17 protein-coding genes are annotated in these 21,062 nt (G+C 66.2%); 11 read left to right on the plus strand and 6 right to left on the minus strand.

Features of this window, described 5'->3' with window-relative positions:
• Nucleotides 1–127: 127 nt before the first annotated feature.
• The 3 genes from VX037_RS11760 to VX037_RS11770 all read left to right on the plus strand — a co-directional run bounded on the left by VX037_RS11760 (nt 128) and on the right by VX037_RS11770 (nt 1,940).
• Entirely contained in the window at nt 128–607 is a 480-nt protein-coding gene (locus tag VX037_RS11760) for a hypothetical protein (protein ID WP_328714359.1), read from the plus strand.
• A 176-nt stretch (nt 608–783) separates the two neighbouring features.
• On the plus strand, nt 784–1,263 hold the full coding sequence (locus VX037_RS11765) for a hypothetical protein (protein WP_328714361.1): 480 nt from the start codon (nt 784–786) through the stop codon (nt 1,261–1,263).
• Between the two features lie 203 nt (nt 1,264–1,466).
• The gene (locus VX037_RS11770; RefSeq protein WP_266061099.1) at nt 1,467–1,940 is read left to right on the plus strand and encodes a hypothetical protein; all 474 of its coding nucleotides are present in this window, start codon (nt 1,467–1,469) and stop codon (nt 1,938–1,940) included.
• A gap of 4 nt (nt 1,941–1,944) precedes the next feature.
• Here VX037_RS11770 and VX037_RS11775 read toward each other — a convergent pair whose 3' ends face one another.
• Entirely contained in the window at nt 1,945–2,490 is a 546-nt protein-coding gene (locus tag VX037_RS11775) for a DUF402 domain-containing protein (RefSeq protein WP_328714362.1), read from the minus strand.
• Nucleotides 2,491–2,559: 69 nt separating this feature from the next.
• Between VX037_RS11775 and uvrB the strand changes: the two genes are divergently transcribed.
• Together uvrB and VX037_RS11785 are read left to right on the plus strand one after the other, a co-directional pair.
• The gene (uvrB, locus tag VX037_RS11780; RefSeq protein WP_266061103.1) at nt 2,560–4,716 is read left to right on the plus strand and encodes an excinuclease ABC subunit UvrB; all 2,157 of its coding nucleotides are present in this window, start codon (nt 2,560–2,562) and stop codon (nt 4,714–4,716) included.
• 129 nt (nt 4,717–4,845) lie between these two features.
• Nucleotides 4,846–5,289: a universal stress protein gene (locus VX037_RS11785; RefSeq protein ID WP_235723086.1), complete on the plus strand. Its 444-nt coding sequence runs from the start codon at nt 4,846–4,848 to the stop codon at nt 5,287–5,289.
• A gap of 56 nt (nt 5,290–5,345) precedes the next feature.
• On the opposite strand, the gene VX037_RS11790 is transcribed toward VX037_RS11785, so the two are convergent.
• Nucleotides 5,346–6,245 (minus strand): hydroxymethylglutaryl-CoA lyase, encoded by a 900-nt coding sequence (locus VX037_RS11790; protein ID WP_328714363.1) that lies wholly within the window; start codon nt 6,243–6,245, stop codon nt 5,346–5,348.
• Between the two features lie 129 nt (nt 6,246–6,374).
• Here VX037_RS11790 and VX037_RS11795 point away from each other — a divergent pair, with 129 nt between their 5' ends.
• From VX037_RS11795 to VX037_RS11815, 5 genes are all read left to right on the plus strand, one after another.
• Entirely contained in the window at nt 6,375–7,067 is a 693-nt protein-coding gene (locus VX037_RS11795; RefSeq protein WP_235723084.1) for a GntR family transcriptional regulator, read from the plus strand.
• 1 nt (nt 7,068) lies between these two features.
• Nucleotides 7,069–8,268, plus strand: a complete 1,200-nt coding sequence (locus VX037_RS11800; protein ID WP_235723083.1) for a CaiB/BaiF CoA transferase family protein — start codon at nt 7,069–7,071, stop codon at nt 8,266–8,268.
• A 37-nt stretch (nt 8,269–8,305) separates the two neighbouring features.
• The gene (locus VX037_RS11805; protein WP_328714364.1) at nt 8,306–10,375 is read left to right on the plus strand and encodes a hydantoinase/oxoprolinase family protein; all 2,070 of its coding nucleotides are present in this window, start codon (nt 8,306–8,308) and stop codon (nt 10,373–10,375) included.
• Nucleotides 10,376–10,447: 72 nt separating this feature from the next.
• Nucleotides 10,448–12,337: a hydantoinase B/oxoprolinase family protein gene (locus VX037_RS11810; protein ID WP_235723081.1), complete on the plus strand. Its 1,890-nt coding sequence runs from the start codon at nt 10,448–10,450 to the stop codon at nt 12,335–12,337.
• Nucleotides 12,334–12,966 (plus strand): isochorismatase family protein, encoded by a 633-nt coding sequence (locus VX037_RS11815; protein ID WP_235723080.1) that lies wholly within the window; start codon nt 12,334–12,336, stop codon nt 12,964–12,966. Before VX037_RS11810 ends, VX037_RS11815 begins: the two co-directional genes overlap by 4 nt.
• A 13-nt stretch (nt 12,967–12,979) precedes the next feature.
• Here VX037_RS11815 and VX037_RS11820 read toward each other — a convergent pair whose 3' ends face one another.
• From VX037_RS11820 to VX037_RS11835, 4 genes are all read right to left on the minus strand, one after another.
• Nucleotides 12,980–15,289 carry a HelD family protein gene (locus tag VX037_RS11820; RefSeq protein ID WP_328714365.1) on the minus strand — a complete coding sequence of 770 codons (2,310 nt, stop codon included), beginning with the start codon at nt 15,287–15,289 and terminating at the stop codon, nt 12,980–12,982.
• On the minus strand, nt 15,286–15,969 hold the full coding sequence (locus VX037_RS11825) for a hypothetical protein (RefSeq protein ID WP_328714367.1): 684 nt from the start codon (nt 15,967–15,969) through the stop codon (nt 15,286–15,288). The genes VX037_RS11820 and VX037_RS11825 overlap by 4 nt, the downstream gene beginning before the upstream one ends.
• Before the next feature lie 35 nt (nt 15,970–16,004).
• The gene (locus VX037_RS11830; protein WP_328714369.1) at nt 16,005–17,111 is read right to left on the minus strand and encodes a DoxX family protein; all 1,107 of its coding nucleotides are present in this window, start codon (nt 17,109–17,111) and stop codon (nt 16,005–16,007) included.
• 132 nt (nt 17,112–17,243) lie between these two features.
• Nucleotides 17,244–17,927 (minus strand): MBL fold metallo-hydrolase, encoded by a 684-nt coding sequence (locus tag VX037_RS11835; protein ID WP_328714371.1) that lies wholly within the window; start codon nt 17,925–17,927, stop codon nt 17,244–17,246.
• 236 nt (nt 17,928–18,163) lie between these two features.
• Between VX037_RS11835 and uvrA the strand changes: the two genes are divergently transcribed.
• On the plus strand, nt 18,164–21,046 hold the full coding sequence (gene uvrA, locus VX037_RS11840; protein WP_235723075.1) for an excinuclease ABC subunit UvrA: 2,883 nt from the start codon (nt 18,164–18,166) through the stop codon (nt 21,044–21,046).
• Nucleotides 21,047–21,062 lie beyond the last annotated feature (16 nt).

Genomic DNA, 21,062 nt, shown 5'->3' on the forward strand with positions numbered 1-21,062 from the left:
TCAGGAACAAAACGGCGATTCTGCCTCTTGAAAGTTGCCGAATCGTGATATCTGTGGAATACCTGAACTGATCGCACTCGTCGGGATGCGATCGTGAAATTCGGGATTTACCAAGGGAGAGAAGCACATGGCTGTTAGCAAGACCCGTCGCGCCTTCAGCGCCGCCGCTGCAATCGCCGGCGTCGGGGCCGCAGGCCTCATGATGGCCGCGCCGGCCAATGCCGCCGTGACGAAGATCGGTGTCAACACCCCCGCGGGCTATGGCTCCGCATCGGGCGTTTATGGTGCTTCCTGCACGTACGAGATCGAGGCAACGGTCTCTACTAACGCTTCACCGGTTTCGTGGTACATCAACGACGACCCGGAGCCGGTTAAGACTGAAACGCCCAGCAACCTGTCGGCGACCTATGATTTCACTCCAGAGGAGCCGGGAACCTATGTGATCAAGGCGGAGCAAGCAGGCGGTCCCGCTCAATCCACAACCCTGAACGTCGCCCCCGGCATCAACATTGATCCAGGTCTGGACACGGGTTCGCTGAACATCATTTCGCCGTTCCCCGTCGGCTGCATCGTGCTCTCGACGCCTACGCTGCCTGACAACAGCTGATCTTCTGAGCACGACAGGGGCGTTGCGGACATGCTCCGCAACGCCCCTGCTGTGTCCATTGGTGACACCACACCCGGTTGGTGCCGCATTTGGTGGCACGTCTCATCCTGTGGAATACCTGAATTGATCGTGCAAGAACAACGCGATCAGCATGCCTAGTCAAAGGAGAACAGCGCATGGCTGTGAATTCGACCCGCCTCACCCGGATCGCCGCTGGCGCCGCAGCGCTCATCGGTGCGGGAGCCGCCACCCTGATGATGGCCGCGCCGGCCAACGCAGCGATCACCGGCATCGAGGTGACCACCCCGTCGGGCTACGGCTCGACCGCCGGTGTGTACGGCGATCAGTGTTCCTACGACATCGAGGTCACCGTCGATGAAGAGGACGAGGGTGTGCCGGTGACGTTCTGGGTCGCCAAGGACGGCGAGGACGCCACCGAACTCGACGACGTGCAGGCCGAAGACGGTAAGGCGACCTACTCCTGGACTCCCGGCGCGCCGGGCAGCTACGTGATCGCCGCGACCCAGGCCGGCGAGACGGGCAAGGCCACCGGCGAACTGCAGGTCGGCAGTGGCTTCGAGGTTCCGGCTCCGGAACTCGGGAAGATCACCATCCAGCTGCCGCTCGCGGGATCGTGCATCGTCACGTCCTCCTGACGCCGAACCACTCATGACGCCGTGCGGGGCGTCTCGGACCACGCAGGTCCGAGGCGTCCCGCCTTGGCGTTGGGACTGATTGCGACATCTGGTTACGATTGTGACCCAATGTGTCATATTTCATATTTGTGCCTGCTAGCGTCATCATCGCGCCCGCTGGAGGCGTGATCTGACAGTGCAATCGCAGTGAAGTGGAGTTGAGCATGACTGGTCGGGGAAGTCGAAATCGTTTGCGGATCGTCGGGGGCGCAATCGCTTTCAGTGCGGCGGCGATGGGCGGGGTGGCCGTTGGGGCGCCGGCCGGTGCGGCAACGCTGCAAGGCGTCGCGGTCGACACACCCGCCGGTTACGGATCGTCGGCGACCGGTTCGCTGAACTACAACGTCTACGGCGCGGGGTGCACGTATCGCCTCGACGTACCGGTGGCCGGTCCACGCTCGGCGAAGGGCAACCTGAAGCTCACGTCGACGGTGAACGGCAAGACCGTGACGTTCTACAACAAGAAGCCGACCAGCGTGATGGAGCATCCGGTCTGGCGCCCGACCGAGCCCGGTCGGCACGTGCTGACGGCCACCTTGGACGGCGTCACCAAGAAGCGAACGGTCACCGTCGGACCGGGCGTGCAGTTCCCGGACTTCATCCGGGCCGGCGCCTGCTTCGTCTTGCCCATCTACTGAGCGCTCAGGCGGGCCGGTCTGGAAAGAAGACCGGCCCGCCTGCCGCGGCGTCCAGCCAGGCCTGCACGTCGTGGCCGTGTTCGGCCGACCCCACCAGGGCTCGCGCCGCGATCATGACCGCCTGCTCACACTCGTCGGCCCCGAGTAGGCCGGCGACGCGAGCGTCGAACAACTCGTCCACGTCGAGCAACTCCAACGGCCGGCCCGGTACGTCGACGAGATCGAGGTACCAGTCCTCGGCATGCCAAAGGCCGTGCTCGTCGGGTCCGGAGAACCGTCCCACGTCCAGATACAAGCGCTGACCGTCACGGTAGCCACCCCGATAGTGGAAGATGTTCGCCCGCAGCCCGAGCGCGGGCAGCAGCCAGGTCTCCAAACGGTTGAACCGTGGGTGATCCGCGGTCCGAGACATGTAGAGCCCGTGGTCGGCCACCACGTAGCGCTCCACCGGCCGCACGAAGCCCTTGTTATCGGTGTTGGTCATCGCGGGGACGTCGAACACCTCGCGCTTGGGTGGGTGGCGCTTGGGGGTAGGCGGTCCGCTGGGCATGGCCAACACCTTAACCCGCAGGTCAGGCGACGGAACACAACTGTCATAGCCCGCGTTTACCCTGGCACTATGGCTTTTGCAGCAGAACGCCCGGTCGTGGCGCACTCCGAGTTCCGGCCGGTCGGGGAGATCGAACGGACCGGTGGCCACTTCGAGGTGGTCAGCGAGTACGAACCCGCCGGTGATCAGCCCACGGCGATCAACGACCTCGAGAAGCGCATCACCGGCGGGGAGAAGGACATCGTCCTGCTCGGCGCCACCGGTACCGGCAAGTCGGCGACCACCGCATGGCTCATCGAACGCGTGCAACGCCCGACGCTGGTGATGGCGCCCAACAAGACCCTGGCCGCACAGCTCGCAAACGAACTGCGGGACATGCTGCCCAACAACGCCGTCGAGTACTTCGTGTCGTACTACGACTACTATCAACCCGAGGCGTACATCGCGCAGACCGACACCTACATCGAGAAGGACTCGTCGATCAACGACGACGTCGAGCGCTTACGGCATTCGGCCACGTCGAGTCTGCTCTCCCGGCGCGACGTGGTGGTGGTCGCCTCGGTGTCGTGCATCTACGGTCTCGGTACCCCACAGTCCTATCTCGACCGGTCCGTCGAGGTCAGTGTGGGCGACGAAATCGATCGCGACGCCCTGCTGCGGCTCCTGGTGGATGTTCAATACACCCGCAACGACACCGCATTCACCCGCGGCAGCTTCCGCGTACGCGGCGACACCGTGGAGATCATCCCGTCCTACGAGGAGCTCGCCGTACGCATCGAGTTCTTCGGCGACGAGGTGGAGTCGCTGTACTATCTGCACCCGCTCACCGGCGACGTGGTGCGCGAGGTGGACAACCTGCGCATCTTCCCGGCCACCCACTACGTGGCCGGCCCGGAGCGCATGGAGCGGGCGATGAAGAGCATCGAGGAGGAACTCGAGGCGCGTCTCGCCGAACTCGAGAACAAGGGCAAACTTCTGGAAGCGCAGCGGCTACGCATGCGCACCAGTTACGACCTGGAGATGATGCGGCAAGTAGGTTTCTGCTCGGGCATCGAGAACTATTCGCGGCACATCGACGGACGTGGGCCGGGTAGTGCCCCGGCGACCCTGATCGACTACTTTCCCGAGGATTTCCTGCTCGTCATCGACGAGTCGCACGTGACCGTGCCGCAGATCGGCGGGATGTACGAGGGCGACATGTCGCGTAAACGCAACCTCGTCGACTACGGTTTCCGGCTCCCGTCGGCGATCGACAACCGGCCGCTGACGTGGGATGAGTTCGTCGATCGCATCGGACAAACGGTGTACCTGTCGGCAACGCCGGGCCCCTACGAGCTCGGCCAGGCCAACGGCGAGTTCGTCGAGCAGGTGATCCGGCCCACCGGTCTCGTCGACCCGGAGGTCGTCGTGAAACCCACCAAGGGGCAGATCGACGATCTCGTGCACGAGATCCGAGAACGCACCGAACGCGACGAGCGTGTGCTGGTCACCACGCTCACCAAGAAGATGGCCGAAGACCTCACCGACTACCTGTTGGAACTGGGTATCCGCGTGCGATACCTGCACTCCGAGGTGGACACCCTCCGTCGCGTCGAACTGTTGCGGCAGCTGCGATCCGGTGAGTACGACGTGCTCGTCGGCATCAACTTGCTGCGTGAGGGCCTCGACCTGCCGGAGGTGTCGCTGGTGGCGATCCTCGACGCCGACAAGGAGGGCTTCCTGCGGTCCACCACCTCGCTGATCCAGACGATCGGCCGCGCCGCGCGCAACGTGTCCGGACAAGTGCACATGTATGCCGACACGATCACCGATTCGATGCGTAACGCGATCGACGAGACCGAACGTCGCCGCGAGAAGCAGATCGCCTACAACAAGGAGATGGGCATCGATCCGAAGCCGTTGCGCAAGAAGATCGCTGACATTCTCGACCAGGTGTACCGCGAAGCCGAGGATGAAGCGGTCACGGTCGGCGGTTCCGGCCGCAACGCCAGTCGCGGTCGCCGGGCCCAAGGCGAGGTGTCCAAGGCGGGCAGCGCGGGCGTCATCGAGAAGCGTGACACATCGGCGATGCCGCGCGCCGAACTGGCCGATCTGGTGTCGCAACTGACCGATCAGATGATGTCTGCGGCCCGGGATCTGCAATTCGAGTTGGCCGGACGGCTCCGCGACGAGATCGCCGACCTGAAGAAAGAACTGCGCGGCATGGACGCCGCGGGCATCAAGTAATTGTGCCGATCCCCACGAACGGCGGACAAACCGGGCGCCGCAAACTAATCTGCCGGATCAGGGGTTCTACAGTGTGGGGATGACACCTGCCTCGACGCCGGTCGAGGCGGACTGACACGTGGAGGATGGATGAGCGCATATCAGACGATCGTCGTCGGCACCGATGGCTCCGAGTCATCGCTCAAGGCGGTCGACCGTGCGGGGGCAATCGCCGGCGAGTCGGCCACGTTGGTCATCGCGTGCGCCTACTTCCCGAACGATCGTGGTGCGGGCGGGGCAGCCGACGTGCTGAAGGACGAGGCCTATCAGGTGATGGGTTCCTCGCCGACTGAGGAGATCCTGCGCACCGCCAAGGAGCGGGCTTCCAAGGCCGGCGCAGGCAACATAGACCCGCGTTCGGTGAAGGGCGCTCCGGTCGACGCGCTGCTGCAACTCGTGACCGATGCCAAGGCGGACCTGCTGGTGGTGGGCAACCGAGGATTGAACTCCATCGCTGGACGACTGCTCGGATCGGTGCCCGCAGACGTGGCGCGCAAGTCGGCGTGCGACGTACTGATCGTGCACACGACCTAGTAACGCAACTTTTCGCGAACCGCTCACCGGCAACCGGTGAGCGGTTCGTCTTTGCCTCAGGCCGTGCCCGGGAACGGTCCCGCCCGACCCAGCAAGGCCGGGACGTCCTGACCCAGCTTGCCGGCGAGCCATTCGGCCGTCTCGACCATCGCGGCGAGGTGGATTCCGGTGGACACTTCGGACCGTTCCAGTGCGTACACCAGATCCTCTGACGCGATGTTGCCGGTCGCGGCGGGTGCGAACGGGCAACCCCCGTAACCGCCGACGCTCGAATCCAGTGCAGCGGCGCCCATGTCGAACGCGGTGAGAGCATTCGCATACCCGGTGTTGCGGGTGTTATGGAAATGCCACCGCAGCGGGATCTCCGACGCCACCCGGCCCGCACCGGCGGCCAGCGCACGCACCTGCGCGGGGACACCGACGCCGATCGTGTCGGCCAGTGCGATCTCATCGGGTCCGGCCGCGGCCACCTGACGCACGATGTCCACCACGTGATCGGCAGCGACCTCGCCGGAGAACGGGCAACCGAACGACGCGGCGATGGTCACCGTGCTGAACACGCCTGCCGCACGCGCCTCCTGCACGATGTCGAGGGCCGCGGAGATCCCTTCGGCGACAGTGCAACCCTGATTGCGGGTGCTGAACTCGTCGGTCGACACCACCACCACGTTGACTTCGTCGACGCCGGCGGCCAACGCCCGATCGAGTCCACGTCGGTTGAGGACCAGGCCGATGTAGGAGGCCCCCGCATCCCGCGGGAGCTGTTCCATCACCTCCTCGGCGCCGGCCATCTGCGGAACACGTTTCGGATTGACAAAGCTGACGGCCTCGACGCGCCGCGCCCCCGCGGTGACGAGCCGGGTGATCAGTGAGACCTTGTCGTCGACCGACAGCGGTGTCTTCTCGTTCTGCAGTCCGTCGCGCGGACCCACCTCGACCACAGTGAACTCACTCATCGCTCCATCTTGCGGTAGGCGCCAGTTGTATGCAATAGAGGCCATCGAAACACATTGTTTACGAAAAGGCCCAGCGCCAGAGGTGTGCAGCGTTTACATTGTGAACAATTCGATGAGCGGAGGTACTACATGGCCCGCGCCGTGGATCGCGTCTACGCCCACATCCGGGACGGCATCATCGATGGCACCTACGGTCCCGGAACTCGGCTGGGGGAGGTCGAGATCGCCGACCTCACCGAGGCCAGCCGGACACCGGTCCGCGAGGCGCTGCGACAACTCGAGATGGAAGGTCTCGTCGAGGTGTTGCCCCATCGCGGCGCGCGGGTCTGCGCGTGGACCGCGGAGGATCTGGAGGAGATCTACGACCTGCGGATGACGCTCGAGGCGATGGCCGCCGAACGAGCCGCATCACGGATCGCCGGCAAGGACATCGATCGACTCGAGGAGCTCTCCGGCCTGATGGAGGACGCCGCGTCGGGTCCCCGGCCGCAGCTCGATCTGGTGGCGCAACTCAACGACGAGTTCCACGCGATCGTTCGTGCGGCGGCGGCCAGCAGCCGGCTCACCACGATGCTGGGCGCGGTGATCCAGCTCCCGTTGGTGCTGCGCACATTTCATCGATATTCGCCAGCGGACCTCGAACGCAGCGGCGCACACCATCGTGATCTGATCGCCGCGCTGCGGGCCGGTGACGCGGTGTGGGCCGACTCGGTGATGCGGTCCCACGTGCGTGCGGCCAAGCATGTTCTCCTGCAGTCGCTTCCGGATGGACCCGGGCCAGCGGCCGCGGATCACGTCGACGACGACGAGAGAGGCAGATGACATGACGACAACCGGGCCGTTGGCCGACCTGCGGGTGGTGGAGATGGGCCAGCTGCTGGCCGGGCCGTTCTGCGGGCAGCTGCTCGCCGACTTCGGTGCCGAGGTGATCAAGCTGGAGCCGCCCGGCAATGGGGATCCGATGCGCCAGTGGGGGAGGGAGAAGGCCCACGGAAAGTCACTGTGGTGGCCGGTCGTCGCCCGCAACAAGAAATCGGTCACCTGCAATCTGCGCAGCACCGAGGGGCAGGAGCTCGCGCGGTCGCTGATCGCACAATCCGACATCGTGATCGAGAACTTCCGGCCCGGCACCCTCGAGCGGTGGGGGCTGGGCTTCGCCGAACTCCGCGAGCTCAATCCGCGACTCATCATGGCGCGGGTCAGCGGTTACGGACAAACCGGGCCGTATGCGTCGCGGGCCGGCTTCGGCTCCATCGGCGAGGCGATGGGCGGGATTCGCTACGTGACAGGCGATGCCGACAGCACCCCCTCGCGTGCGGGGATATCCCTCGGTGACTCGCTCGCTGCGGTGTTCGCGACGATCGGAATCCTGGTCGCGGTGCACAACCGCACCACCACCGGACGCGGTCAACTCGTGGACTCCGCGATCTACGAGGCCGTTCTGGCGATGATGGAATCTCTGCTGCCGGAATGGGAGGTCGGCGGATATCAGCGCGAGCGCACCGGGTCGGTACTGCCGAACATCGCGCCGAGCAACGTCTATCCGACCAAAGGAGGTGAGATGGTGCTGGTGGCGGCCAACCAGGACACCGTGTTCGCCCGTCTCGCAACGGCGATGGGACGCTCGGATCTGATCGATGATCCGCGGTATGCCGACCACGCCTCCCGCGGTGTCAACATGGCCGAACTGGACGCGCTCGTCGCGGACTGGACCGCCGACCTCGGCACCGATGAGGTGCTCGACATCCTGCACGAGGCCGGTGTCCCGGCGGGCCGGATCTACACCGCCCGTGACATGTTCGACGACCCGCACTTCGCCGCCCGAGATGCGATCGTCCGTGTGGCCCACCCCGATTTCGGTGAGCTGCCGATGGCTGGGGTGTTCCCGAAACTCGGCGACACCCCGGGGTCGGTCCGGCACGCCGGACCCGAACTGGGCGAGCACAACTCCGACATCTACGGCCGGGTTCTCGGCCTGTCCGATGACGAGCGCATGGCGTTCACCGAGCGCGGCGTCATCTGAAAACCACCCCTGCACAACCGAACACCTGGAGAATCACATGCGCTATCGATTGGGCGTCGACGTCGGAGGAACCTTCACCGACGTGCTGCTGCTCGAGGAGACCTCCGGCACCACCTACCGGGCCAAGACTCCGTCCACCCCGGCCGACCAGTCGATCGGCGTGCTCAACGGCATCCGCAAGGTGTGTGCCGAGGCTGGTATCGCCCTCGCCGACGTCGGGCAGATCTTCCACGGCACCACCGTTGCCACCAACGCGATCCTGCAGGGACGGGGCGCGCGAGTCGGGCTGGTCACCACCGACGGGTTCCGGCAGGTGCTGCAGATCGCGCGGTCGTTCGTCCCGGGCGGCCTCGCCGGGTGGATCATTTGGCCGAAACCCGAGCCGCTGGCACGACTGGAGCACACGGTGGAGGTGGTGGGGAGAATCGGTGCCGACGGCGCGGAGGTGACCCCGCTGGACGAGCACCAGGCGCGCGATCAACTGCGCAGCCTCTCCGGTGCGGGTATCGAGGCGCTGACTGTCTCACTCATCAACTCCTACGTCGACGACACGCACGAGAAGCAGGTCGCGCAGTGGGCGGGCGAAGAGCTCCCCGGTATCCCGGTGTCCATTTCGAGTCACGTGCTACCCGAGATGCGCGAATACGAGCGCACCCTCACTACGGTGGCCAACAGCTATGTGCAGCCGGAGGTCTCCAGATACGTCAACAATCTCGCACGATCTCTCGCCGACGAGGGGATCGATGCGCCACTGTCGATCCTGCGGAGCGACGGGGGCCTGGTGCAGGCGGAGAAGGCGGCCGAGGATCCCGTATCGCTGTTGCTGTCCGGACCGGCCGGGGGCGTCACCGGCGCGGCATGGTTTGCCGAGCAGGCCGGCTACACGGACTTCCTCACCTTCGACATGGGCGGAACCTCCACCGACGTCGCCCTCGTGCTCGGCGGTGAACCACGGATCGGTCGGGAGACCAAGGTGGGGGACCTCGCCGTGCGCGCCACCAGCGTCGACGTCCGAACCGTCGGTGCGGGTGGCGGTTCGATCGCCCACGTGCCCGAACTGACCCGCGCACTCCGCGTCGGGCCTCAGTCGGCCGGAGCCGATCCCGGCCCGGCCGCCTACGGCAATGGCGGCACCGAACCCACCGTCACCGACGCCAATGTGGTGTTGGGCTACCTGCCCAGCGAACTCGCCGGCGGTGAGGTCGAACTCGACACGGCTGCCAGTCGAGCCGCCGTGGCGTCCATCGCGGATGCGATGGGACTCGACGGCCCGGAGGCTGCGGCTGCCGGCATCGTGGACATCGTCAACGAGAACATGTTCGGCGCGCTGCGGTTGGTGAGCGTTCAACAGGGATACGACCCGAGGGATTTCGCACTCGTCTCATTCGGCGGTGCCGGGCCGCTGCACGCCAATGCGCTCGGCCGGCTCACCGGATCGTGGCCGGTGATCGTGCCGCCGTCGCCGGGCGTACTCTGCGCCTACGGCGACGCCACCACCTGCGTCCGGGACGAGAGCGCGCGAACCCTGATCCGCGCCTTCTCCGAGACCTCCGACGACGAGGTGCGTCAGGCACTCTCGGAACTGGCGGACTCGGCCGCCGATCGGCTCTCGGCCGAAGGGGTCCCACGCGACCAGCAGACCGTGCGTTTCCAGGTCGATCTGCGTTACCACGGTCAGGGTTTCGAGATCCCGGTCGATCTCGACGCCGACGCACTGACCGGCGGCGATGTCCTGTCCCGTCTGGGGGAGGCCTTCGACGCCGAACACCAGCGACTGTTCTCGTTCCTGCTCAAGAACGAGCGGGAGGTGATCAATCTGCGCGTCACGGTGAGCGGTCCGCGGCCCGACGTGGCCTGGCAGCCGCTCACCGAAGGCGACGCCGATCCGTCGGCGGCGCTCATCCGCACCGGCGAGGTGTGGATGGATGGCGCGATGGTGAGTGCGGGCATCTACGACCGGGCAAAACTGTCTGCCGGCAACGTGATCGAGGGTCCGGCGGTGATCACCGAGATGGACTCCACCACGCTCGTGCTCAGTGGGCACGCGGCCACCGTGCACCCCAACGCCAGCCTGCTCATCCGGCCGTCCGGCGGCGCCACGGCCTGACCCGGCCAGCTCCGCCCGAACGACCTCCCGGACCCACCAGAGCATTTCGACCTCTCACCCCCAGGAGCCACGATGGCCACCATCATCGAGACAACCACCGACCCCGTCACCAAGGTGCCGGTCGACCCGGTCACCCTCGACATCATCGAGAACGCGCTGCGCAACGCCCGCTACGAGATGGACGAGGTCCTGTTCCGGACCGCGCTGTCGCCGGGGATTCGCGAACAGCACGACGAGTTCCCGCTCATCGCCGACCCCAGCGGCAAGATGGTCGTCGGACAGTTCGGGCTGTCGGTGCCCGACTTCCTCGACAACTTCTCCGGCACCGTCGGCGAAGGTGACATCCTGCTCACCTCCGACCCGTACGCCTGCGGGGCGGCGATCAGCCACGCCAACGATTGGCTGATCGTGCTGCCGATCTTCCACAGCGGACGGGTCGTCGGCTGGTCGTCGATGTTTGGGCACATGTCCGACGTCGGCGGGAAGACGCCCTGCTCGATGCCGGCCGATGCGCACACCATCTACGAAGAGGGCGTGGTGATCCCGCCGTTCAAGCTCTACCAATCCGGTGAGCTCAACGAGACGGCGCTCGACATCATCCTCAATCAGGTGCGGATGCCCGACTGGAACCGCGCCGACCTCAACGGCCTCGTCGCCGCGTGCACCACGGCTTCGCGACGCATCGTAGAACTGTGCGACCGGTTCGGGGTGGAGGTGTACCTCTCGGCGCTCGACGCGCTGCTCGACCGCAACTATCAGGCGATGAAGGTGTTGCTGGCCACACTGTTCGACGACGGCGAGACCATCGAGTTCAGCGATTTCATCTGCGACGATGGGTGCGGCTACGGGCCGTACGAGCTCACCATCAAGCTCACCCGCACCGGCGAGAAGATCCATCTCGACTTCAGCGAGGCCGCCCCGCAGGCCGTCGGGCCGGTGAACTACTTCATCAACGAGAACCTGGTCCGGATGTTCTTCGGCATCTACGTGATCACCGTTGCCGACCCGCAGATTCTCTGGAACGACGGTTTCTATCCGCTCATCGACGTCACCATCCCGGAGGATTCGTTCTGGAAGCCGAGATACCCTGCGGCACTGAACGGTCGCAACCACGGGATCGGGCGGGTGTTCGACCTGTTCGGTGGCCTGCTCGGCAAGAAGAACCCGGAGATCCTGAACGCCGCCGGCTTCTCGTCGTCGCCGCATTTCATGTACTCGGGACATTACGACGGCGGACCGCGCGACGGCGAATGGTTCCAGCTGTACTCCATCGGATTCGGCGGCATTCCCGGCCGGCCCATGGGGGACGGCCCGGACGGCCATTCGCTGTGGCCGTCATTTGTCAACATCCCGTGTGAGTACCTCGAGTCGTACTATCCGCTGCGCATCGAACGATGGGAGACGATCGCCGACACCGGCGGTGCGGGTCTGCACCGCGGTGGCAACGGCGTCGACGTCGCCTACCGCTTCGGCGAGCCGGGCACGATCGCGATCCACGACGACCGGTGGCTGACTTATCCGTGGGGCGTCAACGGTGGGAAACCGGGTGCGCGGGGCCGCAAGTGGATTCAGCGCGCCACCGGTGAGGTGGAGATCCTGCCGAGTAAGATCCACGACGTCCCGGTGGCGCGCGGCGATGTCCTGCACTTCGTGACCTGGGGCGGTGGCGGGTGGGGCGATCCGCTCGAACGCGATCCGGAGCTCGTCGCCCTTGAGGTCCGCCGCCGGCTGGTGGGTGCGGACGCCGCGGCCGACGCCTACGGCGTGGTGTGCGACGCCGACGGAACCGTCGACGTGGCCGCCACCGGCGCACGCCGCGAAGCGATCCGCGCCGAGCGCGGCGAACTGCCCGTATTCGACAAGGGGCCGTCGATCCCCGAGCTGCTCGAACGGTGCGAGGAGGAGACGGGGTTGCCGGCACCACGCCCACCTGTGAACGTGCGCAAGGCGGTCGGGGCGTGACCGATACCCTCGGGGACTACCGGGCGTCGGGGTTCGCCGGGCGGTTGGGTCCCGGGGCGCGGGCCGCGGTGGTGGTGATCGATCTGACGATGGCCTATCTCGACGATTCATCACCGCTGCGGGCTCCCGTCGAGGACGCCGTGACCGCCGCCACCACGCTGGTGTCGGTGGCACGGGAGGTTGCGGTACCGGTGATCTTCACCCGGGTCAGCTATCGGCCGGGCGGTGCGGATGGTGGTCTGTTCATGCGGAAGATTCCGTCGCTCAACGTGTTCGAGGAGGGATCACCGCTGGCCGACCACGTTCCGGGGTGTCGCCCGGAGCCAGACGACGTAGTGGTCACCAAGCAGTACGCAAGTGCCTTCTTCGGGACGTCGTTGGCCTCCACGCTGACCGCGCAGGGCATCGACACCGTTTACCTGTGTGGGCTGTCGACCAGCGGCTGTGTACGAGCGACCGCCACCGACGCCATGCAGCACGGGTTCCGACCGTTGGTGGTGGCCGATGCGTGCGGCGACCGCGAACCCCGGCTGCACGAGGCGAATCTGCTGGACCTGCAGGCCAAATACGCCGATGTGATCGACCTCGAGGAGGCGGTGTCGCAGCTGCGGGCAACCGGGGCAGCCTGACCGACGGGGAATGTCAGACTTGCCCGGCAGGCATGTCGGCGAGTTCCGCGGGCAGATCGTCGGCGTGCACCACCACGAGTCGCTGCGTCGCGCGGGTCAGCGCGACGTACAGATCGGACAGGCCCAACGGTGAGTCGGCGACGACGGCGGTCGGCTCGACCAGCACGACGTTGTCGAACTCGAGACCCTTGCACGCGGCAACGGTGAGCACTCGTGGTGGGTGCCCGGAGTCGTCGGCCGCCGCATCGGCGACGGCTCGGACCTGCTCCTGCAGCTCCGACGGAACGATCACGACGCTGAGACCCGTGAGATCGGGTCGTCCGGTGGCGGCAACGGCGGTTGGAGCGCGATCAGCAGCTTCGGTACGAATCGCGACCGGCTCCACACCGTTGCTGCGCAAAGACGTCGGCGGGGTCATCTGCGGATCGATCGCGGCAAGGACCCGGGTCGCGTAGGTCATGATCTCCGCGGGCGTCCGATAGTTCACGGTGAGCTCCCGCAGTTGCCACCGTGCGGCCACATAGGGTCTGAGCACCTCGCCCCACTCGCGGGTGCCCGCGAGGTCGCCGGTCTGGGCGGTGTCGCCGATAATCGTCATCCATCGGTTCGGGATGCGCCGCATCACCATTCGCCACGCCATCGTCGAGAGTTCTTGTGCCTCATCGACGATCACATGTCCGAAGGCCCAGTTACGGTCACCGTGCGCGCGTTCGGCCGTGGTCAGGCGTTGGGTGTCGGTCTGCCGGGCGGCGAGCTGTTCGGCGTCGATGAGGTCGTAGGCCATCAGGATCTCCGGATCCAGTTCGTCCTCGAGATCCTGCGGGGCCGATCCGGTGAGGATGTCGAGCGCATCCTGGGCATCGGCGAGCTGTCGGCGCCAGCGTTCGCGTTCCGCGCGCTCGGCGTCATCGGTGCCGAACCCGATCAGTTCGGCCAACTCGTCGAGCAACGGCACATCGGCAGGGGAGAAGTCGCTGCCATCATCCTGTCGGAACGTGGTGTCGCGCTGTAGTGCTGCCCGGTCCGCGTCCGACCATCCCGGGCTGGCTTTCCGGACTGCGGCGGGATCGCCGTACAGGTCGCGCAGCATCTCCTGCGGGTGCAGCGTGGGCCAGAACTGCAGCAAGGCCCGTCGGATCTCCGGATCCTGACTCATCTCGGTCCGGATGTCGGCGATATCGGCACCACTGAGCAACTGTGAGCCGTCCAGCAGACTTGAACCGATCGTGCCGGCGTGCGCGCGGGCCAGACCGTCCAGTGCGGCACGAAGGAATGTCGGCTGCGCAAGGTTGTGCGCCTTGCGCGTGCTGCGGGCCTTGGCGCGTGCTTCCTTGACGAGGGCGGAGTCGATCATCACCTCATAGGTGTCGAAATCCACCGGGACCGGCTTGGCGGGCAACGACTCACGCGCCCGCACCGCACGTTTGAGCATGTCGACCATTCGCAGGTCGCCCTTGATCGCCGCCGCTTGGCGGTCGTCGCGCGCGGTGGCGTGGACGCCGGGGAACAGGTCGCCGACGGTCGACAGGAGCACCCCGGACTCGCCGAGCGACGGCAACACCTGGCCGATGTAGGTGAGGAAGTCGTCGTTGGGTCCGATGATGAGGATGCCGCTGCGCGACAAGATGTCTCGGTGGGTGTAGAGCAGGTAGGCGGCACGGTGCAGGGCCACCGCGGTTTTTCCGGTCCCCGGGCCACCTTGGATGACGGTGACGCCGCGATGTGTCGACCGGATGATCAGGTCCTGCTCGCGCTGGATCGTTTCCACGATGTCGGTCATCTCGCCGGTGCGTGCGGCGTTCAACGCCGCGACCAGCGCGTTCTCATTTACCACGTCGCCATGTCCCACGTCGTCGGCGGAGGCCTCACCCAGGGTGAGGAATTCGTCGTTGACCGCGCGGACACGACGGTTACGGGTCCGGATGTGCCTGCGCCGGTCGACGTCCTCAGGTGCGGCCGGGGTGGCGAGATAGAACGGCCGTGACAGCGGCGCGCGCCAGTCGAGCAGCAGTGTGGTGTCGGCGGCGTCGTCGTCGAGGACACCGATGCGGCCGATGCGGCGGGTCTCGCCGTCGTCCAGGTCGAGGCGCCCAAAATACAGGTTATGTTCGGCCGCATCGAATTTGGCGAGGTCGTCGGTGTACATCCGCTCGTAGGACTCGCGTTCCGAGCGGGCCTGGGGGGTTCCGCCGCTCTCGCGCAGTGTCGACGAGAGTCGTCGCTGGGTATTCGAGCGCATTCGGTCGAGCCGCGCATACACCTGGTCGAGGTGTTCCTGTTCCTCGGTGATGCGGGTGTCGACGTCGGTCTCTGTCGAACTCACCGCGGTGCTGGTCCTGTCTCGGGGTCGTGGATGGGGAGTCCGGCCGGTCGCGACAGGCCGGCCGATCGCATGGACGCCGATACCCGTGCCCCCACACGAGGGTCGGCCAGGCGATGGCACACCTCCGCTGTCGGACCGTGTAACGCGTTGTCGCAGATGCGGGAGCCGAGCCAGTCGACGATCTCGCGCTGGGCACCGAGAGGCACAGGTTCGGCATCGGGATCGGCGAGCACGCCGTGCAGCGACACATACACCGAGAACGTCGCGCCGGTGCCGCTCGGATGGTCGATGCCCGGATGATCGCCGACGGCCAGCTCGACGCGACGGTAATTCGGCTCGGTGTGATCGAGCATCGACACCTCGGCCGGGGTGAGCCAGGCGCCCACGCTGTGCAGCACGGCGCCCGGCGAGTGATAGGGCGCCGCCGGGATGTAGCCCCGCGCCGAGACGTGCGCGGAATGACCGACAGCGACGTGCGACACCGTCACCCGGGCCATCGGCGGGCCGGGGTCACCGGTGGCGATGCGGGCGAGTTTGGTCCGCATCACCTCCGGTGACGCGTTGGATCCCACCGCGACGACGAGGTCGCGGCCCTCGATGTCACGGGGCCGGGTGAGTAGGTCGCCGTCCATATCGGGTGCCGCCCACGGATACTCGTGGGCGGGCAGCCGAGGTGACAAACCCCGGCCCGAGTGGGCGGGATCAGATGACGGAGCTATGAGCGGGCCTCTCGCAACCGGCGCCGACCCTCGTCGGCGCCCTTGGACGCCTTGTCGCGCGCGGTATCGGCGAGCGAGCTGACCTCGTCGGCCCACTCCGGAGCCCGGTCCCGGACTACGCCGGCAGCCTTGTCGGAGCGTCGCTGAGCTTCCGCGATCGCCTTGTCGGCTCGTTTCTGCGCGGTCTTGGTGGCCTTGTCGGCACGCTTTTGCGCAGTCTTGGCCGCCTTGTCGACGCGTTTCTGCGCAGTCTTGGTGGCCTTGTCGGACTTCTTCTGTGCTGCCTTGGCGGCCTTGCCGGCCTTCTCCGACTGCTTATGCGCCGCCTCGATGAATTCGGTCGAATGCTTTTGTGCGGCCTCGGCGAGCTCGGGGGCGCGCTGACGGATCAGTTCGGCCGCCTCGACGGACCGCTCGCGGGCGGCCTCGGCAAGTTCGGGTGCCCGGCTGCGGATGAGGTCAGCTGCCTCTGTGGACCGTTCGCGTGCCAGCTCGGCGAACTCCGGTGCCCGCTGGCGAATCACGTCGGCCGCTTCGGCCGAGCGCTCACCGATGACATGCGCACCCTCCTGGGAGCGTTCCACCAAGGAGTCCCAGCCGGATTCCGATGCGGCTGCGGTCAGCGGCAAGGCGGCCGCGATCGCATGGCTGGCGTCGGATGCCTTGCGCTTTCCACGCCAGGCCAACGACGGTTTGCCTTCGGTGTCGACAGCGGCGATCAGCAGGCCGCCGACGAGGCTGACGTTCTTGAAGAACTGGGTCTTCTGTCGCGCCCTGGTCTCGGGATCGGTCTCCTCCCAGAACGCGTGGCCGGCGATCGTGGTGGGAACCGTCGACCCGGCGAGCGCCAATGCCGCGATCCGCGGAAACTTGCCGGTGGCCAACAGGATTCCGCCACCCACTTGTACCGCACCGTTGATCCGGACCAGCGTCTCCGGGTCGGTTGGCACCTTCTCGGTCACATCGTCGGGCAGGGTCTCGACGGACTTGTCGATGAAACCGCGTGCCGTCTCGGCCTTCGCGGTCGGGCTCCGCAGGGCGTCGATGCCGGAGGCAACGAACGCAGTGGCGAGCATGGGTCGGGCAATTCGGCGGATCAACACTGACGGCCTCCTCGTGACATGACTCGGATGCTCACCCCCATGGCTTGAGTGGCGAACCTTATCGAGGTTACCGGTCACCGGCAGCGTCTGCAGGTGCCCTGTTCGGAGATCCGGTCAGGGTCTGCCCCGGGGTCACCAGCCGCGTTCGCGCCACTCGGCGAGGGCCGGTCGTTCGGCGCCCAGCGTGGTGTCGGTGCCATGGCCCGGGTACACGACGGTGGAATCCGGGTAGCGGTCGAACACCTTCGCGCTCACGTCGGCGAGGAGCGTCTCGAAGTCGCCGGGCTGCCAGGTCTTGCCGACGCCACCCGGGAACAGGCAGTCGCCGGTGAACAGATGCACCACGTCGCCGTCGCGGAGGGCCAGCGCGATGGATCCGGGAGTGTGTCCCACCAGATGGATGGCCTCCAGGGTGAGGTCACCCACCGAGATGGTGTCGCCGTCGTCGATCAACCGATCCGGCGTCACCGGCAGGGGGTCGGCGTCGAGCCGGCCGGTGGCGGTCGGGACACCGAGTCGGGCGGCCACCTCCGCGAGTGCCTGCCAGTGGTCGGGGTGCTGGTGGGTGGTGAAGATGAGTTCGGGTGTTCCGGGCAGCCCATCGACGACCGCCAGAATCCGGTCCGCGTCGTTGGCGGCGTCGATGACGAGCTGTTTCCCGGTCGCGGAACAGGTGATGATGTACACGTTGTTGTCCATCGGGCCGACCGACATCTTGACGATCGACGCAGAGGAGAGGTTCCTGCGCTGCGGGGATGGCGATTCGGACAGGTCGCCACTGTAGCTGTCGCTGATCGAAACATCCTGAGGGCTCATGAGGCCAGGCTATGCCACCGGTGCGGCGCCGTGGTCGGTGTGCCCGACGGTTCTGCCCCGATCAACGGTCATGCCACGCGCGTATCGTGGAGCAGTGGTCGACGGCCCGACGTAGTTGTCGGAGTCCGTCGATAAGGTACGCGCGGAGCGGTCCAACCAGCAGGCCGACCGCCTCCACCCAGCTCACCTGCCAGCACTTCCGGCATGCCGGACAGCAACGAACGAGGACTTATCCAGTGGTTGACCGTCTCATTGTCCGCGGCGCCCGAGAACACAATCTGCGTGGGATCGATGTCGACCTCCCGCGCGACAGTCTCATCGTGTTCACCGGGTTGTCGGGGTCGGGGAAGTCGTCGTTGGCCTTCGACACCATCTTCGCCGAGGGCCAACGTCGCTACGTCGAATCGTTGTCGGCGTACGCCCGGCAATTCCTCGGCCAGATGGACAAGCCGGATGTCGATTTCATCGAGGGGCTGTCGCCGGCGGTGTCGATCGACCAGAAGTCGACCAACCGCAACCCGCGGTCCACGGTCGGCACCATTACCGAGGTCTACGACTACCTGCGGCTTCTCTACGCCCGTGCCGGCCGTGCGCACTGCCCGGAATGCGGCGAGCTGATCGCCAAGCAGACGCCGCAGCAGATCGTCGACCAGGTGCTCGAGATGGAGGCCGGTGTCCGGTTCCAGGTGCTCGCGCCGGTGGTGCGCACCCGCAAGGGTGAGTTCGTCGATCTGTTCGCCGAACTGCAAACCCAGGGTTTCTCCCGCGCCCGCATCGACGGCGTCGTCCACCAGCTGACCGATCCGCCGAAGCTGAAGAAGCAGGAAAAGCACGACATAGAGGTTGTCGTGGATCGATTGGCCGTCAAACCGACGGCCAAGCAGCGTCTCACCGATTCGATCGAGACCGCGCTGCGGCTGGCCGACGGCATCGTGGTGCTGGACTTCGTAGACCTCGAGGAAGATGACCCGCACCGCGAACGACGCTTCTCCGAGCGCATGGCGTGCCCCAACGGTCACCCGATCGCGATCGACGACCTCGAACCGCGGTCGTTCTCGTTCAACTCGCCCTACGGTGCGTGCCCGGAATGCGACGGCCTCGGCATCCGCAAGGAAGTCGACGAGGAACTCGTCGTCCCGGACCCTGAGCTGTCGCTGGCCGACGGCGCTATCGCGCCGTGGTCGACCGGTCACAACGCCGACTACTTCCTGCGACTCATGGGCGGCCTGGCCGATCAGATGGGCTTCTCGGTGGACACCCCGTGGAAGAAACTGCCGGCCAAGGCGCGTACCGCCATCCTCAAGGGCAGCGACCATCAGGTGCACGTCAAGTTCCGCAACCGCTACGGCCGAACCCGCTCGTACTACACCGAGTTCGAAGGTGTGCTCTCATTTCTCGCGCGGCGGATGGATCAGACCGAGTCCGAGCAGATGAAGGAACGCTACGAGGGCTACATGCGCGACATCCCCTGTCCCGCGTGTCAGGGCGCACGCCTGCGGCCCGAGATCCTGTCGGTGACCCTCGACCATCCCAGCTACGGCGCGATGTCCATCGCCGAGGTGTGCGCACTGTCGGTGGCCGAATGTGCCGACTACCTCAACGGCCTGAAACTCGACGAACGGCAGGCGGCCATCGCCGGGCGGGTGCTCAAAGAGGTACAGGCGCGAATCACCTTCCTGCTCGACGTCGGTCTCGAATACCTGTCGCTGTCGCGTGCGGCGGGTTCGTTGTCCGGCGGCGAGGCGCAGCGCATCCGACTGGCGACCCAGATCGGTTCCGGTCTGGCCGGGGTTCTCTACGTCCTGGACGAACCGTCCATCGGTCTGCATCAGCGCGACAACCGTCGCCTCATCGAAACCCTCACGCGCCTGCGTGATCTCGGCAACACGCTGATCGTCGTCGAGCACGATGAGGACACCATCCGCTCGGCCGACTGGATTGTCGACATCGGTCCGCGGGCCGGTGAGCACGGCGGTGAGGTGGTGCACAGTGGAAGCTACAAAGATCTGTTGAAGAATCGTCGTTCGCTGACCGGTGCCTACCTGTCGGGCCGCGACGAGTTGCCGATCCCGGCGATCCGCCGTCCGATCTCGCGCAAGAAGCAACTGACCGTGGTGGGTGCGCGCGAACACAACCTGCAGGGTATCGAGGTCGGGTTCCCGCTCGGTGTGCTCACCGCCGTCACCGGGGTGTCCGGGTCGGGTAAGTCGACGCTGGTCAACGACATCCTCGCGACTGTGCTGGCCAACAAGCTCAACGGTGCACGACAGGTGCCCGGCCGGCACACCCGGGTCAAGGGACTCGACCAACTCGACAAGCTCGTCCGGGTCGACCAGTCACCGATCGGGCGCACGCCGCGGTCCAACCCGGCGACCTACACCGGAGTCTTCGACAAGATCCGCACGTTGTTCGCCGCAACCACCGAGGCCAAGGTGCGCGGGTATCAGCCGGGCCGATTCTCGTTCAACGTGAAGGGCGGTCGCTGCGAAGCGTGCACCGGCGAGGGCACCATCAAGATCGAGATGAACTTCCTGCCCGACGTCTACGTCCCGTGCGAGGTGTGCCACGGTGCGCGCTACAACCGCGAGACCCTCGAGGTGCACTACAAGGGCAAGACCATCTCCGAGGTCCTCGACATGCCGATCGAGGAGGCCGCCGAGTTCTTCGAACCGGTCACGTCGATCCACCGGTATTTGAAGACGCTGGTCGACGTCGGCCTGGGCTACGTCCGGCTGGGTCAACCTGCCCCGACGCTGTCGGGTGGTGAGGCGCAACGCGTGAAGCTGGCGTCCGAGTTGCAGAAGCGGACCAACGGTCGGGCCGTCTACATCCTCGATGAGCCGACCACCGGTCTGCACTTCGAGGACATCAAGAAGCTGCTCGCGGTCATCAACGGTCTCGTCGACAAGGGCAACACGGTGATCGTCATCGAGCACAACCTCGACGTCATCAAGACCGCCGACTGGATCATCGATATGGGTCCTGAGGGCGGTACCGGGGGCGGCACCGTGGTAGCCGAAGGCACCCCCGAGGACATCGCACTCGAGCCCGCCAGCCACACCGGAAAGTTCCTCGCCGACATCCTCGACGTCGACGAGACGGTCGCCTCCGCCGGCTAACCCCGAGTTCGTAGTA

It is taken from the genome of Gordonia sp. Z-3, assembly GCF_036233855.1.
Classification (GTDB): Bacteria; Actinomycetota; Actinomycetes; order Mycobacteriales; family Mycobacteriaceae; genus Gordonia; species Gordonia tangerina.

Bases quoted from the DNA above. Each gene is read 5' to 3' on its own strand.
- VX037_RS11760 (WP_328714359.1), top strand. From the start codon at position 128: ATGGCTGTTAGCAAGACCCGTCGCGCCTTCAGCGCCGCCGCTGCAATC.
- VX037_RS11765 (WP_328714361.1), top strand. From the start codon at position 784: ATGGCTGTGAATTCGACCCGCCTCACCCGGATCGCCGCTGGCGCCGCA.
- VX037_RS11770 (WP_266061099.1), top strand. From the start codon at position 1,467: ATGACTGGTCGGGGAAGTCGAAATCGTTTGCGGATCGTCGGGGGCGCA.
- VX037_RS11775 (WP_328714362.1), bottom strand. From the start codon at position 2,490: ATGCCCAGCGGACCGCCTACCCCCAAGCGCCACCCACCCAAGCGCGAG.
- uvrB (WP_266061103.1), top strand. From the start codon at position 2,560: ATGGCTTTTGCAGCAGAACGCCCGGTCGTGGCGCACTCCGAGTTCCGG.
- VX037_RS11785 (WP_235723086.1), top strand. From the start codon at position 4,846: ATGAGCGCATATCAGACGATCGTCGTCGGCACCGATGGCTCCGAGTCA.
- VX037_RS11790 (WP_328714363.1), bottom strand. From the start codon at position 6,245: ATGAGTGAGTTCACTGTGGTCGAGGTGGGTCCGCGCGACGGACTGCAG.
- VX037_RS11795 (WP_235723084.1), top strand. From the start codon at position 6,375: ATGGCCCGCGCCGTGGATCGCGTCTACGCCCACATCCGGGACGGCATC.
- VX037_RS11800 (WP_235723083.1), top strand. From the start codon at position 7,069: ATGACGACAACCGGGCCGTTGGCCGACCTGCGGGTGGTGGAGATGGGC.
- VX037_RS11805 (WP_328714364.1), top strand. From the start codon at position 8,306: ATGCGCTATCGATTGGGCGTCGACGTCGGAGGAACCTTCACCGACGTG.
- VX037_RS11810 (WP_235723081.1), top strand. From the start codon at position 10,448: ATGGCCACCATCATCGAGACAACCACCGACCCCGTCACCAAGGTGCCG.
- VX037_RS11835 (WP_328714371.1), bottom strand. From the start codon at position 17,927: ATGAGCCCTCAGGATGTTTCGATCAGCGACAGCTACAGTGGCGACCTG.